General features: G+C 72.6%; 23 protein-coding genes and 1 riboswitch. Of the genes, 16 read left to right on the forward strand and 7 right to left on the reverse strand.

The features are described from left to right. Positions 1-380 precede the first annotated feature (380 nt). Positions 381-704, forward strand: a complete 324-nt coding sequence (locus OG335_RS20435; RefSeq protein WP_405015463.1) for a WhiB family transcriptional regulator — start codon at positions 381-383, stop codon at positions 702-704. A gap of 92 nt (positions 705-796) precedes the next feature. Here OG335_RS20435 and OG335_RS20440 read toward each other — a convergent pair whose 3' ends face one another. Together OG335_RS20440 and OG335_RS20445 are read right to left on the reverse strand one after the other, a co-directional pair. Then, a complete protein-coding gene (locus tag OG335_RS20440) occupies positions 797-2005 on the reverse strand; it encodes an ArsA family ATPase (RefSeq protein WP_405012564.1) in 1209 nt (402 codons plus the stop codon). Further along, positions 2002-3069 (reverse strand): ArsA-related P-loop ATPase, encoded by a 1068-nt coding sequence (locus OG335_RS20445; protein ID WP_405012565.1) that lies wholly within the window; start codon positions 3067-3069, stop codon positions 2002-2004. Before OG335_RS20445 ends, OG335_RS20440 begins: the two co-directional genes overlap by 4 nt. Positions 3070-3232: 163 nt before the next feature. Here OG335_RS20445 and OG335_RS20450 point away from each other — a divergent pair, with 163 nt between their 5' ends. From OG335_RS20450 to OG335_RS20470, 5 genes are all read left to right on the forward strand, one after another. Continuing rightward, complete coding sequence (locus tag OG335_RS20450) at positions 3233-3391, forward strand: DUF4177 domain-containing protein (RefSeq protein ID WP_095874066.1); 159 nt, start codon at positions 3233-3235, stop codon at positions 3389-3391. Beyond that, a complete protein-coding gene (locus OG335_RS20455) occupies positions 3391-3861 on the forward strand; it encodes a RidA family protein (RefSeq protein ID WP_405012566.1) in 471 nt (156 codons plus the stop codon). The genes OG335_RS20450 and OG335_RS20455 overlap by 1 nt, the downstream gene beginning before the upstream one ends. Positions 3862-3928: 67 nt before the next feature. Further along, on the forward strand, positions 3929-4789 hold the full coding sequence (locus OG335_RS20460; RefSeq protein ID WP_405012567.1) for an NUDIX hydrolase: 861 nt from the start codon (positions 3929-3931) through the stop codon (positions 4787-4789). Between the two features lie 47 nt (positions 4790-4836). Beyond that, on the forward strand, positions 4837-5004 hold the full coding sequence (locus OG335_RS20465; RefSeq protein ID WP_405012568.1) for a hypothetical protein: 168 nt from the start codon (positions 4837-4839) through the stop codon (positions 5002-5004). After that, positions 5001-5822, forward strand: a complete 822-nt coding sequence (locus tag OG335_RS20470; protein WP_405012569.1) for an MBL fold metallo-hydrolase — start codon at positions 5001-5003, stop codon at positions 5820-5822. Before OG335_RS20465 ends, OG335_RS20470 begins: the two co-directional genes overlap by 4 nt. Before the next feature lie 129 nt (positions 5823-5951). On the opposite strand, the gene OG335_RS20475 is transcribed toward OG335_RS20470, so the two are convergent. Together OG335_RS20475 and OG335_RS20480 are read right to left on the reverse strand one after the other, a co-directional pair. Next, the gene (locus tag OG335_RS20475) at positions 5952-6626 is read right to left on the reverse strand and encodes a Crp/Fnr family transcriptional regulator (RefSeq protein WP_405012570.1); all 675 of its coding nucleotides are present in this window, start codon (positions 6624-6626) and stop codon (positions 5952-5954) included. 178 nt (positions 6627-6804) lie between these two features. Then, positions 6805-7071 (reverse strand): hypothetical protein, encoded by a 267-nt coding sequence (locus OG335_RS20480; RefSeq protein ID WP_405012571.1) that lies wholly within the window; start codon positions 7069-7071, stop codon positions 6805-6807. 583 nt (positions 7072-7654) lie between these two features. Here OG335_RS20480 and OG335_RS20485 point away from each other — a divergent pair. Beyond that, positions 7655-11116, forward strand: a complete 3462-nt coding sequence (locus tag OG335_RS20485) for a carbohydrate binding domain-containing protein (RefSeq protein WP_405012572.1) — start codon at positions 7655-7657, stop codon at positions 11114-11116. Between the two features lie 350 nt (positions 11117-11466). Here the strand turns inward: OG335_RS20485 and OG335_RS20490 are convergent, their stop codons facing one another. Beyond that, positions 11467-12498: a LacI family DNA-binding transcriptional regulator gene (locus OG335_RS20490; RefSeq protein WP_405012573.1), complete on the reverse strand. Its 1032-nt coding sequence runs from the start codon at positions 12496-12498 to the stop codon at positions 11467-11469. A 133-nt stretch (positions 12499-12631) separates the two neighbouring features. On the opposite strand from OG335_RS20490, the gene OG335_RS20495 reads away from it, so the two are divergent. From OG335_RS20495 to OG335_RS20515, 5 genes are all read left to right on the forward strand, one after another. Continuing rightward, positions 12632-13939, forward strand: a complete 1308-nt coding sequence (locus tag OG335_RS20495; protein WP_405012574.1) for an ABC transporter substrate-binding protein — start codon at positions 12632-12634, stop codon at positions 13937-13939. 19 nt (positions 13940-13958) lie between these two features. After that, entirely contained in the window at positions 13959-14894 is a 936-nt protein-coding gene (locus OG335_RS20500; RefSeq protein ID WP_405012575.1) for a carbohydrate ABC transporter permease, read from the forward strand. Further along, entirely contained in the window at positions 14894-15712 is an 819-nt protein-coding gene (locus OG335_RS20505; protein ID WP_405012576.1) for a carbohydrate ABC transporter permease, read from the forward strand. Before OG335_RS20500 ends, OG335_RS20505 begins: the two co-directional genes overlap by 1 nt. An 11-nt stretch (positions 15713-15723) precedes the next feature. Next, entirely contained in the window at positions 15724-18078 is a 2355-nt protein-coding gene (locus OG335_RS20510; protein WP_405015464.1) for a glycoside hydrolase family 3 N-terminal domain-containing protein, read from the forward strand. A gap of 142 nt (positions 18079-18220) precedes the next feature. Beyond that, positions 18221-19180: an acetylxylan esterase gene (locus tag OG335_RS20515; RefSeq protein WP_405012577.1), complete on the forward strand. Its 960-nt coding sequence runs from the start codon at positions 18221-18223 to the stop codon at positions 19178-19180. A 117-nt stretch (positions 19181-19297) separates the two neighbouring features. Here OG335_RS20515 and OG335_RS20520 read toward each other — a convergent pair whose 3' ends face one another. Both OG335_RS20520 and OG335_RS20525 read right to left on the reverse strand, forming a co-directional pair. Next, entirely contained in the window at positions 19298-20056 is a 759-nt protein-coding gene (locus OG335_RS20520) for a CbtA family protein (RefSeq protein WP_405012578.1), read from the reverse strand. Between the two features lie 14 nt (positions 20057-20070). After that, positions 20071-20295, reverse strand: coding sequence for a CbtB-domain containing protein (locus OG335_RS20525; protein WP_405012579.1), 225 nt, complete (start codon positions 20293-20295; stop codon positions 20071-20073). Between the two features lie 32 nt (positions 20296-20327). Next, positions 20328-20491, reverse strand: a riboswitch (cobalamin riboswitch). Between the two features lie 142 nt (positions 20492-20633). On the opposite strand from OG335_RS20525, the gene OG335_RS20530 reads away from it, so the two are divergent. From OG335_RS20530 to OG335_RS20545, 4 genes are all read left to right on the forward strand, one after another. After that, positions 20634-21281: a histidine phosphatase family protein gene (locus OG335_RS20530; RefSeq protein WP_405015465.1), complete on the forward strand. Its 648-nt coding sequence runs from the start codon at positions 20634-20636 to the stop codon at positions 21279-21281. Between the two features lie 522 nt (positions 21282-21803). Continuing rightward, positions 21804-22733: an endonuclease III gene (nth, locus tag OG335_RS20535; RefSeq protein WP_405012580.1), complete on the forward strand. Its 930-nt coding sequence runs from the start codon at positions 21804-21806 to the stop codon at positions 22731-22733. Continuing rightward, positions 22730-23464 (forward strand): NUDIX hydrolase, encoded by a 735-nt coding sequence (locus tag OG335_RS20540; protein WP_405012581.1) that lies wholly within the window; start codon positions 22730-22732, stop codon positions 23462-23464. The genes nth and OG335_RS20540 overlap by 4 nt, the downstream gene beginning before the upstream one ends. Positions 23465-23587: 123 nt before the next feature. Continuing rightward, complete coding sequence (locus OG335_RS20545) at positions 23588-24772, forward strand: MarP family serine protease (protein WP_405012582.1); 1185 nt, start codon at positions 23588-23590, stop codon at positions 24770-24772. The last annotated feature ends 100 nt before the right edge of the window (positions 24773-24872 follow it).

The raw sequence follows: 24872 nt of genomic DNA on the forward strand, positions 1-24872 counted from the left end.
ATTCCCGTACAGGGGGGCAGGTGTTCGCCTACGCTTGTCACAAGACTGCGACAGCTTCTCTCTGTTCATCATCGTCACTCTTGTGAGTGATGAGCTTTGCCCGATTTGAACCATTCAATGATGGTCTGTCCAGGTGTGCTGGCTGATGTTCAGTGGCACAGAGTGACGAAAGTGGTCGAACAGCTCCTGGCAAGGCTTGCGACCTGCGATCACTCCAACGAGTGAGGTACTGAGCACCCATAGTCCGATCGGGCCATTCGAGATTGGGCCCGAAGGGGCTGTTGCTCGCTGCCGTTCTTCCGTAACGTCCTCAACTGGCAGCGGTGAATATGCCGTTGCCGCCGTGGGGGAGCCCCGATTCGGGAGAGGACGGCGCCGAGATGGGCTGGGTGGACGACTGGAGTGCGCAGGCGGCCTGTCGCACGAGTGACCCGGACGAGCTCTTCGTCCAGGGGGCGGCGCAGAACCGCGCCAAGGCCGTGTGCAGTGGGTGTCCTGTGCGTACGGAGTGTCTCGCGGACGCTCTGGACAACCGGGTGGAGTTCGGCGTCTGGGGCGGGATGACCGAGCGTGAACGCAGGGCGCTGCTGCGCCGCAGGCCGACCGTGATCTCGTGGCGCCGGCTGCTGGAGACCGCCCGCACCGAGTACGAGACCTCGCTGGCCACCGGTGTGGTGCTGACGGACTACGCCCAGGCGGGATGACGGGGCGGCGGGCAGGGGGCCCGCCGCCGACTGTCCGACCGGCCGGCAGGACGAGCCGCCCGCAGGACGAGCCTCCCGCGGCCGTCGGACCGTCAGTCCACGTCGCCTGCGGGGCCGGTGGATCCCAGCTGCTCGCCGATGGCCCGTAGTCCGTCGAGGTCGTGCACGTCACCGGCGAGGGCGGCCACCTCGACGATGGGCACGTCCGGGTAGACCGAGACGAACCTGTCCCGGGTGCGCCGCTCGCGCCCCATCACCTGCACCCGTTCCGCGTGCAGCCGCAGCAGGCCCGCCGCCAGCGTCTCGGCGGCCACCGACGAGGTCTGCGACCCGTTCTCCTCCAGCGCCTCGGCCGCTGCCAGCGCGCGCTCGGCCGTGAGCTGCGGGGCCCCCGTCGAGTGCACCCGGTTGAGGACCAGGCCGGCCAGCGGCATCTCGTCCGCGGCCAGCCGGTCGACGAAGTACGCGGCCTCGCGCAGCGCGTCCCGCTCCGGTGCGGCCACCACGAGGAACGCGGTGCCCGGCGCCTTCAGCAGCTGGTAGGTGCGGTCGGCCCGCTCGCGGAAACCGCCGAACATCGAGTCCGTCGCGGAGATGAACGTCTGGATGTCGGTCAGCAGCTGCGCGCCGAAGATCTTGCCGAGGGTGCCGGTGATCAGCCCCATGCCGACGTTCAGGAACTTCATCGCGCTGCGGCCGCCGACCTTCGCCGGCGCGGTCAGCAGCCGGATCACCTTGCCGTCGAGGAACGACCCGAGCCGGCTCGGCGCGTCCAGGAAGTCCAGCGCCGACCGGGACGGCGGGGTGTCCACCACGATGAGGTCCCAGCGGTCCTCGGCCCGCAGCTGGCCGAGCTTCTCCATCGCCATGTACTCCTGCGTCCCCGCGAAGCCCGCCGACAGCGACTGGTAGAACGGGTTCGCCAGGATCGCCTTCGCGCGCTCGGGCTCGGCGTGGGCCAGCACGACCTCGTCGAAGGTCCGCTTCATGTCGAGCATCATGGCCTGCAGCTCGCCCGTGCCGTCGGCGCCCTTCACCACCCGCGGGGTGTTGTCCAGCTCGGTCAGGCCCATCGACTGCGCCAGCCGGCGGGCCGGGTCGATCGTCAGCACGACGACCTTCCGCCCCCGCTCCGCCGCCCGCAGGCCGATCGCCGCCGCCGTGGTGGTCTTGCCGACCCCGCCGGAACCGCAGCAGACGACGATCCGGGTGCCCGGGTCGTCGATCAGCGCGTCCACGTCCAGCGCCGAGGCCGGCCGGGCCTTGCGGGGCTGTGCCCCTCGCGCGCCCGCCGCCGTCATGCCGCCCCCTGCCGCTTCAGCTCGCCGGCGAGCCGGTACAGCCCGCCGAGGTCGACGCCCTCGCCGAGCAGCGGCAGCTCGTACGTGGGGCGCTCCACCCGCTGCAGGTCCAGGCGCTGCTCGCGCTCCAGCTCGACCCGCTCCGCGTGCTCCCGGGCCTGCGCCAGCAGCGGGCCGAGCAGCGGCTCCACGGCGGCCCGCACGGTCTCCGGCTTGCGTGAACGCCCGCCCAGCCCGGCCTCGCCGAGGGCCACGGCGACCTCCTCCCGGTGATCGCCGTCGACGGCGTCCAGCGCCGCCGCGTCCAGCACCGGCGGACGCACCATGTTGACCATCACCCCGCCCACGGGCAGCTGGGCGGCCCGCAGGTCCGCGATGCCGTCCACGGTTTCCTGCACCGGCATCTCCTCCAGCAGCGTGACGAAGTGCACCGCCGTCTCGGGCGACTTCAGCACCCGCATGACCGCCTGCGCCTGACCGTGGATCGGCCCGAACCTGGCCAGCCCGGCGACCTCCTCGTTGACGTTCAGGAAGCGCGTCAGGCGACCGGTCGGCGGGGCGTCCATCACGATCGCGTCGTACGCGCGCCGGCCGTTGGGAGCCTTGCGGCGGGCCGCCTCGCAGGCCTTGCCCGTCAGCAGCACGTCGCGCACGCCGGGGGCGATGGTGGTGGCGAAGTCGACGAAGCCGACCTTCTGCAGCGCCTTGCCGGCCCGGCCCAGCTTGTAGAACATCTCCAGGTACTCCAGCAGCGCCAGCTCGGTGTCGATCGCCAGCGCGTACACCTCGCCCTGCCCGGTGCCCGGGAGTCCCAGCCGCGCGGGGGAGACCGTGGCGACCTTGCGCTCCTCGTACGGCAGCGCGGCCATGCCGAACAGCTCGGCGATGCCCTGCCGGCCCTCCACCTCGATCAGCAGGGTCCGTCCGCCGTCGGCCGCGAGCGCCAGCGCCAGCGCCGCCGCCACGGTGGTCTTTCCGGTGCCGCCCTTGCCGCTGACGACGTGCAGCCGGACGCCTTCCCAGTCGGGGTCGGCCTGCGCCGGTGGGCCGGGAGTGCTCGCCACGCTCCGTCTCCGTCCTGCGTCGACCCGGCACCGCACCGGGTGCCCTTCCTGGCGAGGGTAACCAGCGAGCGCCGCCGATGGCGGGACCATCGGGTCGCCCGAGGGGAATCATGCCCTCTTTGTGTCCCACCTCACACCGGCGCGGTTGGCTAGAGTCAGCCCCATGACCAAGTGGGAATACGTCACCGTGCCGCTCCTCGTCCACGCCACCAAGCAGATCCTGGACACCTGGGGCGAGGACGGCTGGGAGCTCGTCCAGGTGGTGCCGGGGCCGAACAACCCCGAGCAGCTGGTTGCCTACCTCAAGCGGGAGAAGAGCTGATGAGCAAGGTTGAGGAGAGGCTGGCCGCGCTCGGCCTGAGCCTCCCCGACGTGGCGCCGCCGGTCGCCGCGTACGTGCCCGCGGTGCAGACCGGGCACCACGTGCTGACCTCGGGCCAGCTCCCGATGGTCGCCGGCAAGCTGCAGTACACCGGCAAGGTCGGCGCCGAGGTCACCCCGGAACAGGCCAAGGACCTCGCCCGGATCTGCGCGCTCAACGCGCTCGCCGCCGTGAAGTCCCTGGTCGGCGACCTCGACCGGGTCGTCCAGGTCGTCAAGGTCGTCGGCTTCGTCGCCTCCGCGTCCGACTTCACCGGCCAGCCCGCCGTGCTCAACGGCGCCAGCGAGCTGTTCGGCGAGGTGTTCGGCGAGGCCGGTGTGCACGCCCGCAGCGCCGTCGGCGTCGCGGTCCTGCCGCTGGACGCCCCGGTGGAGGTCGAGATCATGGTCCGGGTCACCGACCCGTCCTGACCCGCCGTACGCGCGGGGGTGCGGCAGGCCCTGTCCAAGCCCGCCCCCGCGCGTCTAGCATCCGGTCATGAACGATCGCGCACCGTCGGCACCGATGCCGCCCGGCTGGCCCGCCCGCATCCGGGCGGTCGCCGCGGGCGAGCTGACCCCGGCCGCACCGAAGCCCTCCGCGACGGTCGTCCTGCTCCGCGACACCCACGACGGCCCCGAGGCCTACCTGCTGCGCCGCCGCAGCTCGATGGCGTTCGCCGCCGGCATGTACGCCTACCCGGGGGGCGGCGTCGACCCGCGCGACGCCGACGCCGAGCTCGACTGGGCCGGCCCCACCCCCGCCGAGTGGGCCGCCCGCCTCGGCGTCGACGAGCCCACCGCCCAGGCCGTGGTCTGCGCCGCCGTCCGGGAGACCTTCGAGGAGGCCGGCGTCCTGCTGGCCGGCCCGGACGCGCACTCCACCGCCGAGCCCCGCGACTGGGCCCCCGAACGGGCCGCGCTGGAGGCCCACGAGCTCTCCTTCGCCGCGTTCCTCCGCTCCCACGGCCTCGTGCTGCGCAGCGACCTGCTCGGCGGCTGGGCCCGCTGGGTGACGCCCGAGTTCGAGGAGCGCCGCTACGACACGTGGTTCTTCGTCGCCGCGCTGCCGACCGGGCAGTCCGCCGCGCTGGAGGTCGGCGAGGCCGACCGCGTCGCCTGGCTCACCCCGGCCGACGCCGTCGCCGGCCACGACGCCGGCCGCTACGGCATGCTGCCGCCGACCGTCACCGTGCTGCGCGAGCTGCTGCCCGTACGCTCCGCCGCCGAGGCGCTCGCCGCGGCCGGTCACCGCACGGTCGAGCCCGTGCTGGGCCGGGCCGAGACGGCGGGCGACCGAATGACCGTCCGCTGGGACGGGTATGACGAGCTGACCATCCACGGAGAATTCCCGGCGTGATCCGCACGCCGCGGTGCACCAGGAGAACACGGAAGGAAACCCAGCCGATGACCCACAACGACGTGGCTCGCCGGACGGCGCACACCCTGCCCGGCCGCAGCCTCACCCCGCGTACCGTCGCCTGCGACGGCGAGATCCCGGACCGCCGGGCCCCGCGAGCCCTTCAGCGGCCGCTCCCGGCCCGCGGACCCGTGCACGGCGAGGGCGGCCGGTGAGCGGTCTCCTCCCGGGTGACCCCGCCGCCACCGTCGGCGGCGGGGCCACCCCGCGGGCGCTCTGCGTACTGGCGCCCAACCCGTCCCCGATGACGCTGGACGGCACCAACACCTGGCTGCTGTCCGAACCCGGCTCGGACCTCGCCGTGGTCGTCGACCCGGGCCCCCTCGACGAGGGCCACCTGCGGCGCGTCGTCGACACCGCCGCGCAGCAGGGCAAGCGGATCGCGCTGACCCTGCTCACCCACGGCCACCACGACCACGCCGAAGGCGCCGCCCGCTTCGCCGAGCTCACCGGCACCCACGTGCGCGCCCTCGACCCGGCGATGCGCCTCGGCGACGAGGGCCTGCAGCACGGCCAGGGGCTGGACGTCGGCGGCCTGGAGATCCGGGTCGTCGGCACGCCCGGGCACACCGCCGACTCGCTCACCTTCCACCTGCCGGCCGACGGCGCGATCCTCACCGGCGACACCGTGCTCGGCCGCGGCACCACGATGGTCGCCCACCCCGACGGCCGCCTCGGCGACTACCTCGACTCGCTGCGCCACCTGCACACGATGGCCGCCGAGCACGGCGTACGGACGGTGCTGCCCGGCCACGGGCCGGTGCTCGCGGACGCCCTCGGGGCGGTCGACTACTACCTCGCGCACCGCGCGGCCCGCCTCGCGCAGGTGGAGACGGCGGTGGAGTCCGGCTGCCGCACCGCCGCCGACGTGGTGGCGCGGGTGTACGCGGACGTCGACAAGGCGCTCTGGCCGGCCGCGGAGCTGTCCGTGCGGGCCCAGATCAGCTACCTGGAGGAGCACGGCCTCATCTAGGCCGCCCGGGCCGTCCGGGCGGCCTGCCGCCCGGTCCCCCGGGCCGCGGCGGCCGTGACAGGGTTCCTTCGCCCGGGTACGCCGAAAGGGGGCGCGGGGAGGTCCCCGCGCCCCCTTTCGGCGGGCCGGTCAGCGCGAGCGGCGCGAGAGGCGCTCGACGTCCAGCAGGACGACCGCGCGGGCCTCCAGCTTCAGCCAGCCGCGGCCGGCGAAGTCGGCCAGTGCCTTGTTGACCGTCTCGCGGGAGGCGCCGACCAGCTGGGCCAGCTCCTCCTGGGTGAGGTCGTGGGAGACGTGGATGCCCTCCTCCGACTGCACGCCGAAGCGGCGGGAGAGGTCGAGCAGCGCCTTGGCGACACGGCCGGGGACGTCCGAGAAGACCAGGTCGGACATGACGTCGTTGGTGCGGCGCAGCCGGCGGGCGATGGCGCGCAGCAGCGCGATCGACACCTCGGGGCGGGCGTGCAGCAGCGGCAGCAGGTCGCCGTGGCCGAGGCCGAGGAGCTTGACCTCGGTCAGTGCGGTGGCGGTGGCGGTGCGCGGGCCCGGGTCGAAGAGCGAGAGCTCGCCGATCATCTCGCTGGGGCCGAGTACGGCGAGCATGTTCTCCCGGCCGTCCGGCGAGGCGCGGTGCAGCTTGACCTTGCCTTCGACGACCACGTACAGCCGGTCACCCGGGTCGCCCTCGTGGAACAGCGATTCGCTGCGGGCGAGGGTCACCTCGGTCATGGAAGCGCGCAGCTCGGCAGCCTGGTCGTCGTCGAGGGCCGCGAACAGCGCGGCGCGGCGAAGAACGTCGTCCACGTGCTTCCTCCTGCATCGTCCGGTGGTGTTTCTCACCACCAAGGATGGCGCATGTCGCTCCGATCATATGAGGAGGGGTCGGTCGCCGAGTGTGCTAGGCCGCCATTCGTACCCGTCCGTGGTACCCGGGGCGTGTTCGGGACACGGCCGGAACCAGCAGGTCGGGGCGGTGCGCGGGTCAGTGGTGGAGCACGGCGCTGGCGTGGCGGGGGTGGATCCGGGCGTCCCTGCGGCGCAGGCGTGCGCTGTCGGCGCGGGCCCGCCGTTCGGCGGCGGTCACCGCGTCCTGCAGCGTGGTGCCGCGGACGACGAAGCTCTGGGTGCCCCGGCGGCCGTCGTGGGTGGTGGTGGGCATGGTGACCAGCCACAGGGGCCGGTCGTAGGGGCTGGGGTCGGGGGCGGGCGGGGCCCGGTGGGTGGTGCCGGGGCGGTGGCCGATGGTCATGGGGCGTCCTCCTGGACGGCGCGGGGCGGTCGCGTGGGGGAGCGACGGCCGCGGATGGGGCGGCGTGCCTGGGCGGGTGGCGCAGGAGGCGGGACCGCGCGGGGTGGTGGCGGCGTGCTCCGACGATGCTCCGGGGCTGCGGAGGGTGTCAAGGTTACTCGCGAGTATGAATGTAACTTTCTGCAAGTTCTTGCCGTGCTGAGCGGCCCGAACCTCGGAAGTGCGCGTACCGGCCGGAAATCGGGGCGCTCACCGTCTCTTTACGCGCCTGTCATCGCCGAGTAGCCTCCCTGGAAGCCTTGCAGAAACTTTCACAGGCAGGCGGCCGGCCCGGCCGCAGTCGAGCCCGATCGCCGCACCCTGGGGACCCCGGTACCACCCCTGCCGGGAGGGTGACGAGGGGCCACGGCACCCACCGGGACCTCCGTCACCCCCACCCGTCACGAGCCGACCGGGCAGCGCTGCTCCCGCCGTCCCCGCACCGCCGACCACGCTCCTCGGTCCCGGCCCCCACACGCCCGGACCGCGCGACGCGTGGCCGGTCGCACCCGTGCCCGGCGGCTCGCCGTCCAAGGAGCCCTCCTTGAACACGCGTCCACGATCGCGAACCCGCTCGCCGCTGAGGCGGCGGCCTGCCGCTCTCGTCCTCGCCACCGTGACCGGCCTGGTCACGACCCTGCTCTCGACCACCTCGCTGGGCGGGGCGGCAAGCGCCGCCGAGACCGCCACCACCAGCAACACGGCGACGGTCTTCTACTACACCAAGACCCGCAACTGGGCGGCCTACAACCTGCACTGGGCGCCGGACGGCGGCAGTTGGACCACCGTGCCGGGCACCGCCATGCAGCCGGCGTGCACCGACTGGGTGAAGAAGACGGTCGACCTCGGCACCGCCACCGGTCTGAAGGCCACCTTCAACAACGGCTCCGGCACCTGGGACAACAACGGTGGCAACAACTACGCCCTGGGTACCGGCACGGTCGTCGTGAAGGACGGCGTGGTCGCGCACAGCGACCCGTGCGGCACCACCGGCACCACCGCCTCGCCCTCGGCGAGCGCCGCCACCGGCACCACGCCCGCCGCCACCGGCACCTCGGCCACCGTGTACTACTACACGAAGACCCGTAACTGGTCGGCGTACAAGCTGCACTGGGCGCCGACCGGCGGCACCTGGACCACCGCGCCAGGCGTCACGATGGACACGGCGTGCACCGACTGGGTGAAGAAGACGGTCGACCTCGGCACGGCCACCGGTCTGCAGGCCACCTTCAACAACGGCTCCGGCACCTGGGACAACAACAACGGCGCCAACTACGCCCTGGGCACCGGCACCGTGACGGTCAAGGACGGCGTGATCGGCAGCGCCGACCCGTGCGCCACCGCGAGCCCGTCCGCGAGTGCGTCGGCAAGCGCCTCGGCGAGCGCGTCGGCCGGCGCGAGCGCCTCCGCCTCGGCGAGCCCCAGCAGTTCGCCCACCGGCACGGGCAACAGCGCCACGGTCTACTACTCGACGGCGGTCGTCGGGTGGACCATCGTCAACCTGCACTACGCCCCCGCCGGAGCCGCCTGGACGGTCGCACCGGGTGTCGGCATGGAACTCGCCTGCACCGGCTGGTTCAAGAAGACCGTGTCGCTCGGCACCGCGTCGAGCATGGCCGCGACCTTCAACAACGGCAACGGCACCTGGGACAACAACAACGGCGCCAACTACGTGGTGCCGTCCGGCATCAGCACCGTCAAGGCCGGTGCGGTGACCGCCAACGCGGCCGACCCGTGCGCCGCCGTGGTGCCCGACACCACCGCGCCCACCGTGCCGTCGAACGTCTCCGCGTCGGCGACCAACACCTCGATCGTGCTCACCTGGAACCCGTCGACCGACGCCACGGGTGTGACGAGCTACCAGGTCAACCGCACGGGCGGCACCAAGGGTTCGATGGTCGTCAACGTCGGCTCCACCGTGTACTCCGACGCCAACCTGGAGGAGAACACGGTCTACACCTACACGGTGAAGGCCCAGGACGCGGCCGGCAACGTCTCCGCGGCCTCCGCCGCGGCCGTCGCCACCACGACCACCGCCCCTCCGGTGGCCACCTCCGGCGAGATGCTCGGCACCGACCCGCGCAAGGACCCGATCTACTTCGTCCTCACCGCGCGCTTCTACGACGGTGACAGCACCAACGACCGCGGCGGCAGCCAGGACGTGAAGTCGGGCAACGCGGCCAACAACGACCCGATGTTCCGCGGCGACTTCAAGGGCCTCGTCCAGAAGCTCGACTACGTCAAGGGCCTCGGCTTCTCGGCGATCTGGATCACCCCGGTGGTGCTCAACCGCTCCGACTACGACTACCACGGCTACCACGGCTACGACTTCTACAAGGTCGACCCGCGGCTGGAGTCCGCCGGCGCCTCGTACCAGGACCTGATCAACGCCGCGCACGCCAAGGGCATCAAGATCTACCAGGACGTCGTCTACAACCACAGCTCCCGCTGGGGCGCCAAGGGCCTGTACGTGCCGACCGTCTACGGTGTCCGGGACTCCCAGTGGTCCTGGTACTACGACGAGAAGCAGGCCGGTTTCGAGTACGACGGCCTGACCGTCGACACCAAGAGCGGCAAGTCGTACTACAACGGCGACCTCTGGTCGACGACCCAGCCCGCCGACTCCACCTGTGTCGGCTGGGGCACGCCCACCGGCTTCAAGAGCGCCGAGGGCTACACCGTCTACAACTGCCAGTGGCCGTCTCCGACGTCGAAGATGTTCCCGTCGAAGTACTTCCACCAGTGCTGGATCGGCAACTGGGAGGGCGAGGACTCGCGCTCCTGCTGGCTGCACGAAGACCTGGCTGACTTCAACACCGAGAACGCCGAGGTGCAGAACTACCTGATCGGCGCCTACAACAAGTACATCGACATGGGCGTCGACGGCTTCCGGGTCGACACCGCCGTGCACGTGCCCCGCGTGACGTGGAACCGCCGGTTCCTGCCGGCGATCCAGCAGCGCGTCACCCAGGACTGGGGTGCCGCCAAGGCGCAGAACTTCTTCGTGTTCGGCGAGGTCGGCGCGTTCGTCAACGACAAGTGGAACCGCGGGTCGGTCAACCACTCGGCGCAGTTCTTCACGTGGAAGGAGCGCCGCGAGTACGTCGCGGACGACGTGCAGGCCGCCCTGGACCAGTTCAACTACGAGAACACCATGGGCACCGGCAACCAGCCGACGTCGACCAACGCCTTCCTGAGCGGGAACGCCTACCACACGCCCGACCACTCGCAGTTCTCCGGCATGAACATCATCGACATGCGCATGCACATGAACTTCGGCGACGCGCACAACGCGTTCTCCAACGGCAAGGACTCGGACGACTCGACGAACGACGCCACGTACAACGTGGTCTACGTCGACAGCCACGACTTCGGGCCGAACAAGTCGTCCACCCGGTACTCGGGCGGCACGGACGCGTGGGCCGAGAACATGGCCCTGATGTGGACCTTCCGCGGCATCCCGACGCTGTACTACGGCTCGGAGATCGAGTTCCAGGCCGGCAAGCAGATCGACTGCGGCCCGACCTGCCCGCTCGCCACCACCGGCCGCGCCTACTACGGCGCCGCCGTCGAGGGCAGCGTCACCGCGTCGGACTTCGGCAAGGTCAGCTCCGCGAGCGGAGCGGTCGCCACCACCCTGCAGCAGCCCCTGGTCAAGCAGCTCCAGCGCCTCAACCAGATCCGCCGGGCCGTCCCGGCGCTGCAGATGGGCCAGTACTCGACCGACGGCGTGACCGGCGGCATGTCGTTCAAGCGCCGCTACACGGACGCCGCGAGCGGGGTGGACAGCTTCGCGCTGGTCACCGTGACCGACGCCGCCACGTTCACCGGCATCCCGAACGGCACCTACAAGGACGTCGTCACCGGTGACGTCAAGACCGTCTCCAACGGCACGCTCGCGATCTCCGCGCCCGGCAAGGGCAACCTGCGGGTCTACGTCCTCGACCTCGGCGGCAGGAACGCGGCCCCGGGCAAGATCGGCACGGACGGCCCGTACCTGAAGTAGCAGCTCCTCGCACCGTCAGCGGTCCGGCGGCGGCGGCTCTCCCACGGGAGGCCGCCGCCGTCGGCGTCACCCCGGCGGCCGGGGGCAGCGGCGGCCGCGGGCGTCCGAAAGTTGTCGAAAACATTCCGAAGTATGCATCGATCATTTTCGGCGATGCAAGACCCGCGCGCCGAGCGCCTCCGGGCCTGCCGGAGTGGGCGGCCGCCGGGCGCACCCGTGCGGAATCCGGCTCTGCGCAGGTCGGAGGCGTGCCCGGACCGGGACAGGGCGGGCCGGTGGCGGGGCGGACGGCAGGGCGGGCCGGAGGCCGGAGGCCGGGCGGCCGGCCGGGAGTGCGGCCGGGTGCTCCGTCAGGCGCTCTTCGGGGGACCGGTGCTCGCGCGGACCACCAGGCTGGTGGAGAGCTCCAGCCGCGTCGCCGTCGACTCCTCGGCCCGCAGCCGCAGCAGCATCTGCGCCGCCTCCTCGGCCATCTGCCGGAGCGGCTGGTGCACGGTGGTCAGCGCCGGACTGGCCCACCGGGCGATGGCGACGTCGTCGTAGCCGACCACCGAGAGGTCGTCCGGCACCTTGAGCCCGTGCACCCGGGCGGCTTCCAGCACGCCGAGGGCCTGCAGGTCGCTGCCGGCGAAGATCGCGGTGGGCCGGTCGGGCCGGCCGAGCATCTCCATCGCCTTGAGCCGGCCGCCCTCGACGTGGAAGTCACCGAAGGTGACGAGCGAGGGGTCGACCGGGAGGCCGGCCATGCCCATCGCGGAGCGGAAGCCGTCGAGCCGGGCCAGCGAGCAGAGCATGTCCTCGGGGCCGGTGATGATGGCGATCCGCCGGTGCCCGCACTCGATGAGGTGGCGGGTCGCGGCGAGGCCGCCGGACCAGTTGGCGGAGCCGACCGACGGGACGTCCGGCTCGGGGTCGCCGGCCGGGTCGATGATCACGAACGGGATGGCCCGCGAGCGGAGTTGCTGCTTGAACTCGGGCGGCAGGCTGGAGAACACGAGCACCACGCCGAGCGGCCGCCGGCGCAGCACGCCCTCGATCCAGCCGGGGTCGGGGGAGTGCCGGGTGCCGCTCTCGGTCAGCACCACGCTGGCGTCGTGCTCCTTCGCGACGTTCTCGATGCCGCGGATCAGCTCCATCGCCCAGATGCTGTCGAGCTCGTGGAAGACGATCTCGATGAGAGGCGCCTCCCAGGCCGATTTGGGCGTGCGCTGGTAGCCGTGGAGCTCCAGCAGACGCTCGACCTTGACCCGGGTCGGGCGGGACACGTCCTGCCGGCCGTTGAGAACTTTCGAAACCGTTGAGACGGAGACGCCTGCCTCTTCGGCCACCTGGGCCAGGGTGACGCGCCCGGCCTCCTCCTCTTCGCGCATGCCGTGCAGCATAGGGCACCCGGTCGAGGTCACGTTCGGGTAACTGCCCTACCGGGGGTTGACCCCTCCCGGCAGGGGGTCTTAGCGTCGCAGCGCGCCATAGATTTCGGTAATGATGCCGAAAGATTTCGAAAGGCAATCTGCGATGAGAAGAAACGCCTGGCTCCCCCGCACCCTGGCCGGCGGTGCCGCCATCGCCCTGAGCCTCACGCTCACGGCCTGCGGTTCCGGCTCCGGATCCTCCGCCGACAGCGGCTCCGGCGAGATCCACGTGCTGGTCTACGGCGACGCCACGAACAAGGTCGAGAAGCAGCTCGTCGAGACCTTCAACAAGACCTCCAAGGTGAAGGCCGTCCTGGACACCATCCCGGGCGCCGACTACCAGCAGAAGCTCCAGACGATCATCAACACCAAGCAGGCCCCCGACGTCTTCTTCAACTGGGGCGGCGGCAGCATCAAGCCCTTCGTCGACGCCGGCCTGCTCCAGCCGCTCGACGACATGATCGCCAAGGATCCCGGCCTCAAGGCCAACTTCCTCCCGTCGGTCTTCAACACCGCCGTCATCGACGGCAAGTCGTACGGCGTCCCGATGCGCGGCACCCAGCCCGTGCTGATGTTCAGCAACAAGAAGGTCCTCGCCGACGCCGGCATCACCGCCCCCAAGACCTTCGACGAGCTGCTCACCGCCGTGCAGACCCTCAAGGGCAAGGGCGTCACCCCCATCGCGCTCGGCGGCGGCGACCAGTGGCCCACCCTGATGTGGTTCGAGTACCTCTACGACCGCGTCGCCGGCCCCGGCCTGTTCGAGAAGGCCCTCGGCGGCGACAAGGCCGCCTGGGCGAGCGACGACAGCAAGAAGGCCCTCGGCCTGCTCAAGCAGCTCGTCGACGCCGGCGCGTTCGGCACCAACTTCGACTCGGTGAAGTTCACCGACGGCGGCTCCCCCGCGCTCCTCGCCCGCGGCAAGGCGGCCTTCGAACTCATGGGTTCCTGGGAGTACTCCACCCAGCAGGACGCCAACCCGGACTTCACCAAGACCGACCTCGGCTACGGCTCGTTCCCGACCGTCGCCGGCGGCAAGGGCGACCCGACGAACGTCGTCGGCAACACCAACAACTTCTACTCCGTGCTGAAGAAGACCAAGCACCCCGAGGCCGTCGCGGAGTTCCTCAAGCTCCAGTACTCCGACGAGTTCGTGCAGGCCCAGCTGGCCATCGGCAACCTGCCGACCACCACCACCACGGAGAAGTTCCTCAACACCGCCGCCAACCCGGCGTACTCCACCTTCCAGTTCGACCTGGTCAAGACCGCACCGTCGTTCCAGCTCTCCTGGGACCAGGCCTACCCGCCGGCGGCGATCACCCCCATCCACCAGGCCGTCCAGCAGTTCCTCAACGGCCAGATCGACGAGGGCGGCTTCATCAAGGCCATGCAGGCCCTGCCGACCTCCTGACACGGAGACAGGTCGCACCATGACCACCACCATCGCCACCACCAAGGCAGTGGAGGGGCGCCGGGCCGACAACCGGACCGGCGCCACGGTGAGCCGCCCGGGCTTCGTCTGGGCGGTCCCCGCCACCCTCTTCTTCGTCCTCTTCGCGATCGTCCCGCTCCTCCTCGTCGCCGTGCTCTCGTTCACCAAGTGGAACGGGCTCGGCTCGCCCGAATTCGCCGGGCTCGACAACTGGACCGGGCTCTTCGACGACCCCGTCATGATCAAGAGTCTCTGGCTCAGCCTGCTGCTCACCCTGCTCGGCGTCGCCGTGCAGACCCCGATCAGCATCCTGCTGGGCGTGTGGGCCGCCGGACAGCAGCGCAACCGCGCCGTGCTGTCCGCCATCTACTTCGTCCCGCTGCTGCTCTCGGCGACCGCGGTCTCCGTGCTGTGGCGGGCCCTGCTCGACCCCAACTTCGGAGTGCCCGCGGAGATGCAGTGGCTCTTCGGCGACGGCAACCTCTTCGGCTCCCGGAACAGCGCCATCGGCGTGCTCGTCTTCGTCGGGGCCTGGCAGTTCACGCCGTTCCACACGCTGATCTACCAGGGTGCGGCGCGCGCCGTGCCGCCCGTGCTCTACCAGGCGGCGGCGATCGACGGCGCCGGACGCATCCGGCAGTTCTTCCACATCACGCTGCCGCAGCTGCGCAACGCGGTCATCACCTCGGTGATCCTCATGGTCGTCGGCGGCCTCACCACCTTCGACACCGTGCTGATCCTCACCCAGGGCGGACCGGGCACGGACACCACCATCAGCGCCTACTACATGTACCAGAAGGCCTTCAAGGGCTTCGACTTCGGCGCCGGCTCGGCCATCGCGCTGCTGCTCGTGCTCGTCGCGACCGTCATCTCGCTCCTCGTCGTGCGTCTCTCCGGCTACGACAAGATGCGCAGCACCTCGGAGGGCCTGTGATGAGGCGCCGTCCCAACTTCCTGGCCGGTCTCGGCTCGCTCGTCTGGCTGGCCGTCGTCGGCCTGCCGCTGTACGTGCTGCTCGCCGCGACCCTGCAGACCCGCTCCGACTACGCCGCGGCCGGCCCGCTCGGCCTGCCGAAGCACCTGACCCTGCAGAACTACATCGACGACCTCAGCGGCGGCTTCGGCCAGTACTTCCTCAACACGCTGATCGTCACCGTGAGCGTGGTCGCCATCGTGCTGCTGGTGGTGCCGCCGCTGTCGTACGCCATCGTGCGCAGCCGCGGCCGCACCACGACCGCCGTCTTCCGGCTGTTCCTGCTCGGCCTGGCGATCCCTGCGCAGGCGGTGATCGTGCCGATGTTCTACGTCATCAGCAAGGCCGGCCTGTACGACAACCTCATCGGCGTGATCCTGCCGACCGCGGCGTTCTCGCTGCCGGTCTGCGCGCTCATCCTCACCGGCACCATGCGCGACATCACCTCCGAGCTGTACGAGGCGATGGCGATGGACGGCGCCGCCCCCTGGCGGGTCTTCCTCCAGCTGGTGCTGCCGCTCTCCAAGGGCGGGCTCTCCACCATCACGGTCTTCTCCGCCCTTCAGGCGTGGAACGGCTTCCTCTTCCCGCTGGTCCTGACCCAGTCGAACGAGACGAAGGTCGTCACCCTCGGCCTCTACGACTTCCAGACCCAGTACGGCATCAACGTGCCCGGCCTGCTGGCCGCCGTCGTGCTCTCCATGATCCCCATCCTGCTCGTCTACCTGTTCGCCCGCCGCGCCCTCGTCCAGGGGCTCATGGGCGTCGGAGGAAAGTGACCGACGTGAACCTGGCCGTAGAGACCGCACCCGCCACGCCCGCCTGGCACGACACCACTCTCGACGCCCGGGCCCGCGCCGACGCGCTGATCGCCGCGATGACCCTGCGCGAGAAGATCGCCCAGCTGTTCGGCGTCTGGGTCGGCGCGTCCGACGACGGCGCCGAAGTGGCGCCGTACCAGAACGAGATGGACCCGGCGGCAGACCTCGAAGAGCTCCTGCCGCACGGCCTCGGCCAGCTCACCCGGCCGTTCGGCACCGCCCCCGTCGACCCGGCGATCGGCGCCCTCTCCCTGCTCCGCACCCAGCGCCGGATCACCGCCGCCAACCGCTTCGGCATCCCCGCGCTCGCCCACGAGGAGTGCCTGGCCGGCTTCGCCGCCTGGCGCGCCACCGCCTACCCGGTGCCGCTCTCCTGGGGAGCCACCTTCAACCCGGGGATCGTCCGCGAGATGGCCGCCGCGATCGGCCGCGACATGCGCGCCGTCGGCGTGCACCAGGGCCTCGCGCCCGTGCTGGACGTCGTCCGCGACGCCCGCTGGGGCCGGGTCGAGGAGACCATCGGCGAGGACCCGTACCTCGTCGGCACGGTCGGCACGGCGTACGTGCAGGGCCTGGAGTCCACCGGGATCGTCGCCACCCTCAAGCACTTCGCCGGGTACTCGGCCTCCCGCGCCGGCCGCAACCACGCCCCCGTCGGCATGGGCCCCCGCGAGCGCGCCGACGTCATCCTCCCGCCGTTCGAGATGGCCGTCCGCGAGGGCGGCGTGCGGTCGGTCATGCACGCCTACACCGACACCGACGGCGTGCCGTCCGCCGTCGACGAGCGCCTGCTCACCGAACTCCTCCGCGACACCTGGGGGTTCGACGGCACCGTCGTCGCCGACTACTTCGGCATCGGCTTCCTCAAGACCCTGCACGGCGTCGCCGGCAGCTGGGCCGACGCCGCGGCCGCCGCCCTCGCCGCAGGCGTCGACGTCGAGCTGCCCACCGTCAAGACGTTCGGCGAGCCCCTCGTCGAAGCCGTCACCGCAGGCCGGGTCCCGGAGGCGCTGATCGACCGGGCCCTGCGCCGGGTGCTCACGCAGAAGGCCGAACTCGGCCTGCTCGACCCCGACTGGAGCCCCGTCCCGGCCGTACTCGCCGACGCCGACCTCACCGACGCCGCCGCCCTGCGCGGCACCGTCGACCTCGACCCGGCCGCCAACCGGGCCCTCGCCCGCGAGATCGCCGAGCAGGCCGTCGTCCTCCTCCGCAACGACGGCACCCTGCCGCTCGCCCGGCCGGCCCGCATCGCCCTCATCGGCCCCAACGCCGAGGCCGCGACCGCCGTCCTCGGCTGCTACGCCTTCCCCGTGCACGTCGGATCGCAGCACCCCGAGACCCCGCTCGGCGTCGAACTCCCCACCCTGCGCCAGGCGCTGGCCACGGAGTTCGAAGGCAGCGAGATCGTCACCGTCCGGGGCGCCGACATCGACACCACCGACACCACGGGCATCGCCGAGGCCGTCGCCACCGCCCGCGGCGCCGACGTCGTCGTCCTCGCGCTCGGCGACCGCGCCGGACTCTTCGGCCGCGGCACCAGCGGCGAGGGCTGCGACGTCGAGTCGCTCGAACTCCCCGGCGTGCAGCAGCAGCTGCTCGACGCCCTGCTCGACTCCGGCACCCCCGTCGTCGTCACCCTGCTCGCCGGACGGCCGTACGCCCTCGGCCGCGCCGTGGACGAGGCCGCCGCGATCGTGCAGGCCTTCTTCCCCGGGGAGGAGGGCACCGGCGCCGTCGCCGGCGTGCTCAGCGGGCGGCTCAACCCGTCCGGCCGGCTGCCGGTCAGCGTGCCGCGCCGGCCCGGCGTGCAGCCGTCCACCTACCTCGCGGCCCGCCTCGGCGAGGCCACCGACGTCTCCAGCACCGACCCCACCCCGGCGTACGGCTTCGGCCACGGCCTGAGCTACACCACCTTCGCGTGGTCCGACCTCATGGCCGAAGCCGGACAGGCCGACACGGCGGACGAATTCAGGTTCGCCCTGACCGTCCGCAACACCGGCCCGCGGGACGGCGTCGAGATCGTGCAGCTCTACCTGCACGACCCGGTGGCGTCCGTCGTCCAGCCCGTGCAGCGGCTCATCGGCTACCACCGGCTGCCGCTCGCCGCCGGGGAGTCCCGCCGGATCACCGTCACCGTGCCCGCCGACCTGGCCTCCTTCACCGGCCGCGACGGCCGCCGCATCGTCGAACCCGGCGCGCTGGAGCTGCGGTTCGCCGCCTCCAGCACCGACCACCGGCTGACCGCGCAGGTCGGACTCACCGGTCCCGTCCGCCCGCTCGACCACACCCGCCGGCTGCACGCGTCGTTCGACGCGGGCTGACCGGACCCGAGACTCCACCTGTTCCGGCCTCCCGCGCCCGGTACCCCGCTTCGCCGGGAGCGGCGGCAGGGGCCGGGACAGGTGGACCGCTCCGACTACGGTGGGGCGGAGATCCTTTCCGCCGAGGCCGAAGGAGCCAGCGGTGCACACCGACCTTCCCGAGGACCAGCTCCGCACCTACCGCAGCGCCCAGAAGGACCCGGAGGACTTCGACGCGTTCTGGGCCGCCACCCTCGCCGAATCCCGCGCCGCGGGCGGCGAGGTCACCGTCACCCCCGTCGACACCGGACTCCGGACGGTCGACGTCTTCGACGTCGCCTTCCCCGGCTTCCGCGGCGAGCCCGTCCGGGCCTGGCTGCGCGTCCCGCACGGCGCCGAGGGCCCGCTGCCCGCCGTCGTCCAGTACGTCGGCTACGGCGGCGGCCGCGGCGACGCCCTGGAGAACCTGCTCTGGGCGTCCGCCGGCTTCGCCCACCTCCAGATGGACACCCGCGGCCAGGGCTCCGTCTGGAGCCGCGGCGCGACACCCGACTCCGGCCCGGCCGGACCCCAGGTGCCCGGCGTCATGACCCGGGGCATCGAGGACCCCCACGACTACTACTACCGAAGGCTGTTCACCGACGCCGTCCGCGCCGTCGACGCCGTCCGCGGCCTGCCCGCCGTCGACGCCGCCCGGGTGGCCGTGCTCGGCAGCAGCCAGGGCGGCGGCACCGCCCTCGCCGTGGCCGGACTCGTGCCCGACCTGGCGGCCGTGGTCGCGCACGTGCCGTTCCTCTGCGACTTCCCGCGGGCCGTGGTCGTCACCGACAGCCACCCGTTCCGCGAGATCGCCGAGTACCTCGCCGTCCACCGCGGCAGCGAGGACGCCGTGCACCGCACCCTCGCGTACGTCGACGGCGTCAACTTCGCCCGCCGTGCCGCCGTGCCCGCCCGCTTCTCGGTGGCGCTGATGGACCAGATCGTCCCGCCGTCCACCGTCTTCGCCGCGCACAACGCCTACGCCGGTCCGAAGGAGATCGACGTGTGGCGCTACAACGGGCACGAGGGCGGCGGACCCGAGGACGAGCGCGCCGCCCTCGCGTTCCTGCGCCGCCACCTCTGACGGGCCGCCGGGCACGGGTACGGCACGGCACGGCACGTGCCCGGGCACGGCAGACGGCCGGTGCGGCGACGGAACTCCCGTCGCCGCACCGGCCGTTGCACGCGCCGTTCCCGTCCCTCAGGCCGGGGAGGCGGCCGCTTCCGGTGCGGGTACCGCGGCGGGCCGCGGGACCAGCAGCCGCTCGGCGAGGTGGCCGAAGAGCAGGCCGAACGACACCCAGAGGGTCGTCTGCACCGCCAGCGTCGCCAGGCGGAACTGCCAGAGCAGCGTCGCCGAGAAGTCCGCGGGCACCTCGTCGAAGGACGGCAGGAAGGCGTACGCCAGGCCGACGGCCAGGACGAACCCGGCGACCGCCACCACCGTGGCGTTCCAGGCGCCGAGCCGCGGCGCGAGCCGCTTGCCGGCGACGGTCGCCGCCAGCGCCAGCAGCACGCCGAGCAGCATCATCAGGAAGTACAGCGTGGTCCGCTGCCCGATGGTCTCCGGGTCGCCCACCGCAGGCGGGTTCGCCGGATACTTGAGGAACGGCACGACGTACACGGCCACCAGGCCGACACCGGCGACCAGCGCCGCCGTCGCCCGCGGGCCGAACCGGCCGACCCGGCCCAGCGCGAAGCAGTACGCCACGGCCAGGATGCCGCCCAGGGCGACACCGAACACGAGGAGCCCGGTGGCCAGGCCCGCCGTCGACTGCAGCGAACGGCTCACCGCCTCCACCCCGTGCTCGTGGGTGTGCGGTTGTGCCTCCTCGTAGGCGATGGCGGCGTCGACCCGGGGCTCACCGAACAGGTAGGCGACCAGGAGTGCGGGCACGGCGGCGGCGAGGCCCGAGAGCATGCCGCGGACGAGCAGGGGTCTGACGGATGTGGAGTTCACGGTGCGGCTTCCCCTCAGTGGCAGGGGAAGCCGAGCAGGTGGCGACCGTCGTGCACCCACTCGTGCACGTTCTCGCCGGAGATGAGGGAGACGGCGCCCTGCTCGGCGCCGACGAAGTAGATCAGCGTCATCATCAGGACGCCGAAGAACACCGCCCACGGCAGCACGGCCTTGACGGAGAGCGGAGCAGTGGGCTGGCCGACGGGGGCGACGGCCGCAGGTGCGGCGGACAGAGCCATGGCAGGACCTCCTCGGGAACTCGCGTCCCGCTAGATGGTGCACAGGCGACGGCAGTGGGTCTGACTCACCGAAGGCGCTCCCCCGCAAGGAGGCCGGGCCCTCGGCACACAGTGGCGCGACCGTGCCGGAGTCTCACCGGGCTTCCGTCGTGCCGTCGCACATCGGATCGACGGTACCGTCAACGGCAGGGCCCGCCAAGGGCGTGCGGACGGCGCACCCGCGCCGCCCGCAAGCCGTACGTGCCGGTACGGCCCCGTCGAAGGCGGCGTGCCGGCCGCCGACCGGGGCGGTGTTCACGAAAGGAGATGCCGTGCACGTGACATTGGTCTCAGCCGCGATGAGCGAGTCCGCCCGCACCGCCCGCTTCGACGACGGGCGCCCGCTCGACGCCCTCGGCCTCCGCACCGCGACCGCCGCCCGCGGCACCCTCCGGCCCGCCGGACGCGTCCTCCGCTCGCCCACCCCGCGCTGCCGGCAGACCGCCGACGCCCTCGGGCTCTCGCCGCACGCCGACGACGAACCCGCCCTCGCCCCCTGCGCCATGGGCCGCTGGCGGGGCCGCACCCTCGACGAGGTGGCCGCCGCCGAGCCCGACGCCGTCGGCCGCTGGCTCACCGACCCCGACGCCGCACCGCACGGCGGCGAACCCCTGCGGAGCCTGCTCGACCGGGTGGCCGGCTGGCTCGACGCTCTCGCCCTCCGCGACGGCGGGAGCGACGGCGACGGCCCGGCCCGGCTGATCGCCGTCGTCGAACCCGAGGTCGTCCGCGCCGCCGCGCTGCACGCCCTCGGCGCCCCCGCCTCCGCCTTCCGGCGCCTGGACGTCGCGCCGCTCACCGCCACCGAGTTCAGCGGCCGCGCCGGGCGCTGGAACGTCCGCTGCGGCACCCCGCTCGGAGGGCCGGCCGGTCAGGGAGACCTCGCCCACCCCGGGCACCGCGCGCAGGACCCCGGGGCGGCACCCCTGCCCGCTCCGCAGGGGTAGCACCGCCTGCAGGACGGGCGTGTACCGGCGGCCGGCCCCGACGGGGAGCGCCGAACTCGGCCCTCCCCGGGGCCGCTTGCGCCCGACCCCGCCGCGCGGACACGGGTCGGCGAATCGGCGGGGCGGACACGGAACGCACGCTGACGTTCCATCCGAAGGTCCAGCGGATCCTTCCGGTGATCCCCGGATCGACGATGTCCCTGGTGTGCACGCGCGGGCTCGGCCGGGGACCTGTGGGCTCCCAGACCCTCTCCGTGGTCCTCACGTCCGGCGCGCTGCTGTTCACCTGCCCTCGGCGCGCGCGTGGGCGCGACCGTCGGGCCGCGCCCACGGCACCGGGTCAGGTGACCGGAACCCCCGGGCGACCCGTCGGAGGACCCGCACCGGTGCCGTCGTCGGCAGGCGTCCCCGCCGGGCCGCGCGGCGGCACCCGCAGCACACCTGCGGACCGATCACGACGGCCGACGTGCAGGCATGGGGAAGCACGGCCGCCGGAGCGGTACTTCGGCGTAGCCTTCGTGCATGGCAGAGAGCAAGGCCCGGAAGACCGCGACCAAGGCCCCGGCCCGGGCGGTGGCGGCACCGGCCGTGAAACCGAGGAAGCCGGAGACCCACCTCGGGATGGTGCGGCGGGCCCGGAAGATCAACCGTGCGCTGGCGGAGCTGTACCCCTACGCGCATCCCGAGCTGGACTTCGACGGCCCGTTCCAACTACTGGTGGCGACGGTGCTGTCGGCGCAGACGACGGACCTGCGGGTCAACCAGACGACACCCGCGCTGTTCGCGAAGTACCCCACCCCGGAGGACATGGCGGTGGCCGTGCCGGAGGAGCTGGAGGAGCTGATCCGTCCGACCGGCTTCTTCCGCAACAAGGCGAAGTCCCTGCTCGGCCTCTCCGCCGCGCTGCGCGACCGGTACGACGGCGAGGTGCCCGGGCGGCTCGCCGACCTCGTCACGCTGCCCGGCGTCGGACGCAAGACCGCCAACGTGGTGCTCGGCAACGCTTTCGGGGTGCCCGGCATCACCGTCGACACGCACTTCGGCCGGCTGTCCCGCAGGTTCGGCTGGACGGAGCAGGAGGACCCGGAGAAGGTCGAGGCCGTGGTGGCCGAGATCTTCCCGAAGTCCGAGTGGACGATGCTCTCGCACCGCGTGGTCTTCCACGGCCGCCGCGTCTGCCACTCCCGCCGCCCGGCCTGCGGAGCCTGCCCCATCGCGCCGCTCTGCCCGTCGTACGGCACCGGCGAGACCGACCCGGAGAAGGCGCAGAAGCTCCTCAAGTACGAGCTCGGCGGCCAGCCGGGCCAGCGGCTGCGGCCGCCCGCCGACTACCCGGGCCTGTCGGCCACCGCCTCCACGCCCTCCACCCCGCCGACCTCCGACGCGACCGGCGCCCCCGACGCGACCGACGCCCCCGACACGGCCGGGCCCGACGCCGGGGACGCCTCGTGACGGCCCGCATCGAGCGGGACGCCCTCCCCGACTGGCTGCTGCCGGTCCGCGCGGCGGCGGAGGCGGCGCGCCCGGAGCAGCTCAGCCGGTTCCTGCCGCCGGCTACGGGAGGGCGGCCCTCGGCGGTGCTGATGCTGTTCGGCGACGGCCCGTCCGGCCCGGACCTGCTGCTGATCGAGCGGGCCCGCTCGCTGCGGGCGCACGCGGGCCAGCCGTCCTTCCCGGGCGGCGCACTCGACCCGGAGGACGGCGATCCGGCGGGGCCGGGGCCGGTCGCCGCCGCCCTGCGGGAGGCCCGGGAGGAGACCGGGCTCGACCCGGCGGGCGTCCAGGTGTTCGCGACGCTGCCGGCGCTGTACATCCCGGTGTCCGGTTTCGTGGTGACCACGGTGCTCGGGTGGTGGCGCCGGGAGACGCCGGTCGCGCCGGTCGACCCGGCCGAGACGGGCGCGGTGTTCCGGGTGCCGCTGTCGGAGCTGACCGACCCGGCGAACCGCGCGCGGCTGCGCCATCCGTCCGGCCACGTCGGCCCGGCGTTCGCCGTGGCCGACCGCCTGGTCTGGGGCTTCACGGCGGGGGTGATCGACCGGGTCCTGCACTTCAGCGGCCTGGAACGGCCCTGGGACGCCGGCCGCACCCTGGAACTCTCCGAGGAGGCCGTCGGCCTCTCCTCCCGTGATCGCGACCGGGACCGCGACCGGGACCGCGACCGGGACCGCTCGGCCCGCTGACCGCCGGGCGGCCGTCCCGCCGGTCGGCCGGTCCGGGGTGTCCGGCTTCGTGCCGCGGGGCCCGCGCGGGCGCCGTCCACAGGTGCGTCCCGAGGCGGGACCGGTCCATGGGAGGGTATCGGGGTGAATGTCCTGGATCTGCTGCTGATCGCCGCCGCGGTGGGCTTCGCCGTGTCGGGGTACCGGCAGGGCTTCGTGGTGGGCGTGCTCTCGGTGCTCGGCTTCCTCGGCGGCGGCCTGATCGCGGTGCAGCTGCTGCCGTTCCTGCTGCACCGGCTCGGGCCCGGCACCACGGCCTCGGTGGTCGCGGTGGTGGTGGTGATCGTCTTCGCGGCGGTCGGCCAGGCCGTGACGACGCACTTCGGCTGGAAGCTGCGCGGCCGGATCGGGCGCCGCCGGGCGAAGACCCTCGACGCCGTCGGCGGTTCTCTGGTCAACGTGATCTCGATGCTCCTGGTGGCCTGGCTGATCGGCTCCGCGCTGGCCGGGACGTCCCTGCCGACGGTCTCCAAGCAGGTGCGGACGTCGACGGTGCTCTCGACCGTGCAGGACACCCTGCCGGCGGACGCCCCGAACTGGTTCTCCGACTTCAGCCGGGAGCTCGCCCGCAACGGCTTCCCACAGGTCTTCAACCCCTTCGAGCACGAGCCGATCACCGAGGTCGAGGCCCCGGACCCGGCCATCGCGGGCACCGAGGCCGTCCAGCGGGCCCGGCAGAGCCTGGTGAAGGTGGTGGGCACGGCCTCCTCCTGCGGCAAGACGCTGGAGGGCAGCGGGTTCGTCTTCGCGCCGCACCGGGTCATGACGAACGCCCACGTGGTGGGCGGGGTGGACGAGCCGACCGTGCAGGTCGGCGGCACCGGCAGGGTGTACGACGCGACGGTGGTCACCTACGACTGGCAGCGCGACATCGCCGTCCTGGACGTGCCCAAGCTGAACGCTCCCGCACTGCCGTTCGCCGGCGACGCACGCACCAACGACAGCGCGATCGTCGCGGGCTTTCCGGAGAACGGGGCCTTCAACGTGCAGCCCGCCCGGATCCGCGGCCGGATCCAGGCGAACGGCCCGGACATCTACCACCGCGGCCAGGTCGTCCGTGACGTCTACTCGGTCCGTTCGCTCGTGCGCCAGGGCAACAGCGGCGGCCCGCTCCTCACCCCGTCCGGCGAGGTGTACGGGGTGGTGTTCGCGAAGTCGCTGGACAGCTCGGACACCGGCTACGTGCTGACCGCCGCCGAGGTGGCCGGAGACGCGACGCTCGGCGCGAGCGCGACGGCGCGGGTCGACACCGAGGGCTGCGCGCTCTGACCCCGGCGGCGCCAGGAGCAGGAGCAGGAGCTGGGCCGGGGCAGGGAGCGGGGCCCGGGGCGGGCCTCGCCGCTGCGTCGGCCCGCGCCGTGCGCGGCGC

Source organism: Kitasatospora sp. NBC_01539 (assembly GCF_045040525.1).
In the GTDB taxonomy this organism is placed as follows: domain Bacteria; phylum Actinomycetota; class Actinomycetes; order Streptomycetales; family Streptomycetaceae; genus Kitasatospora.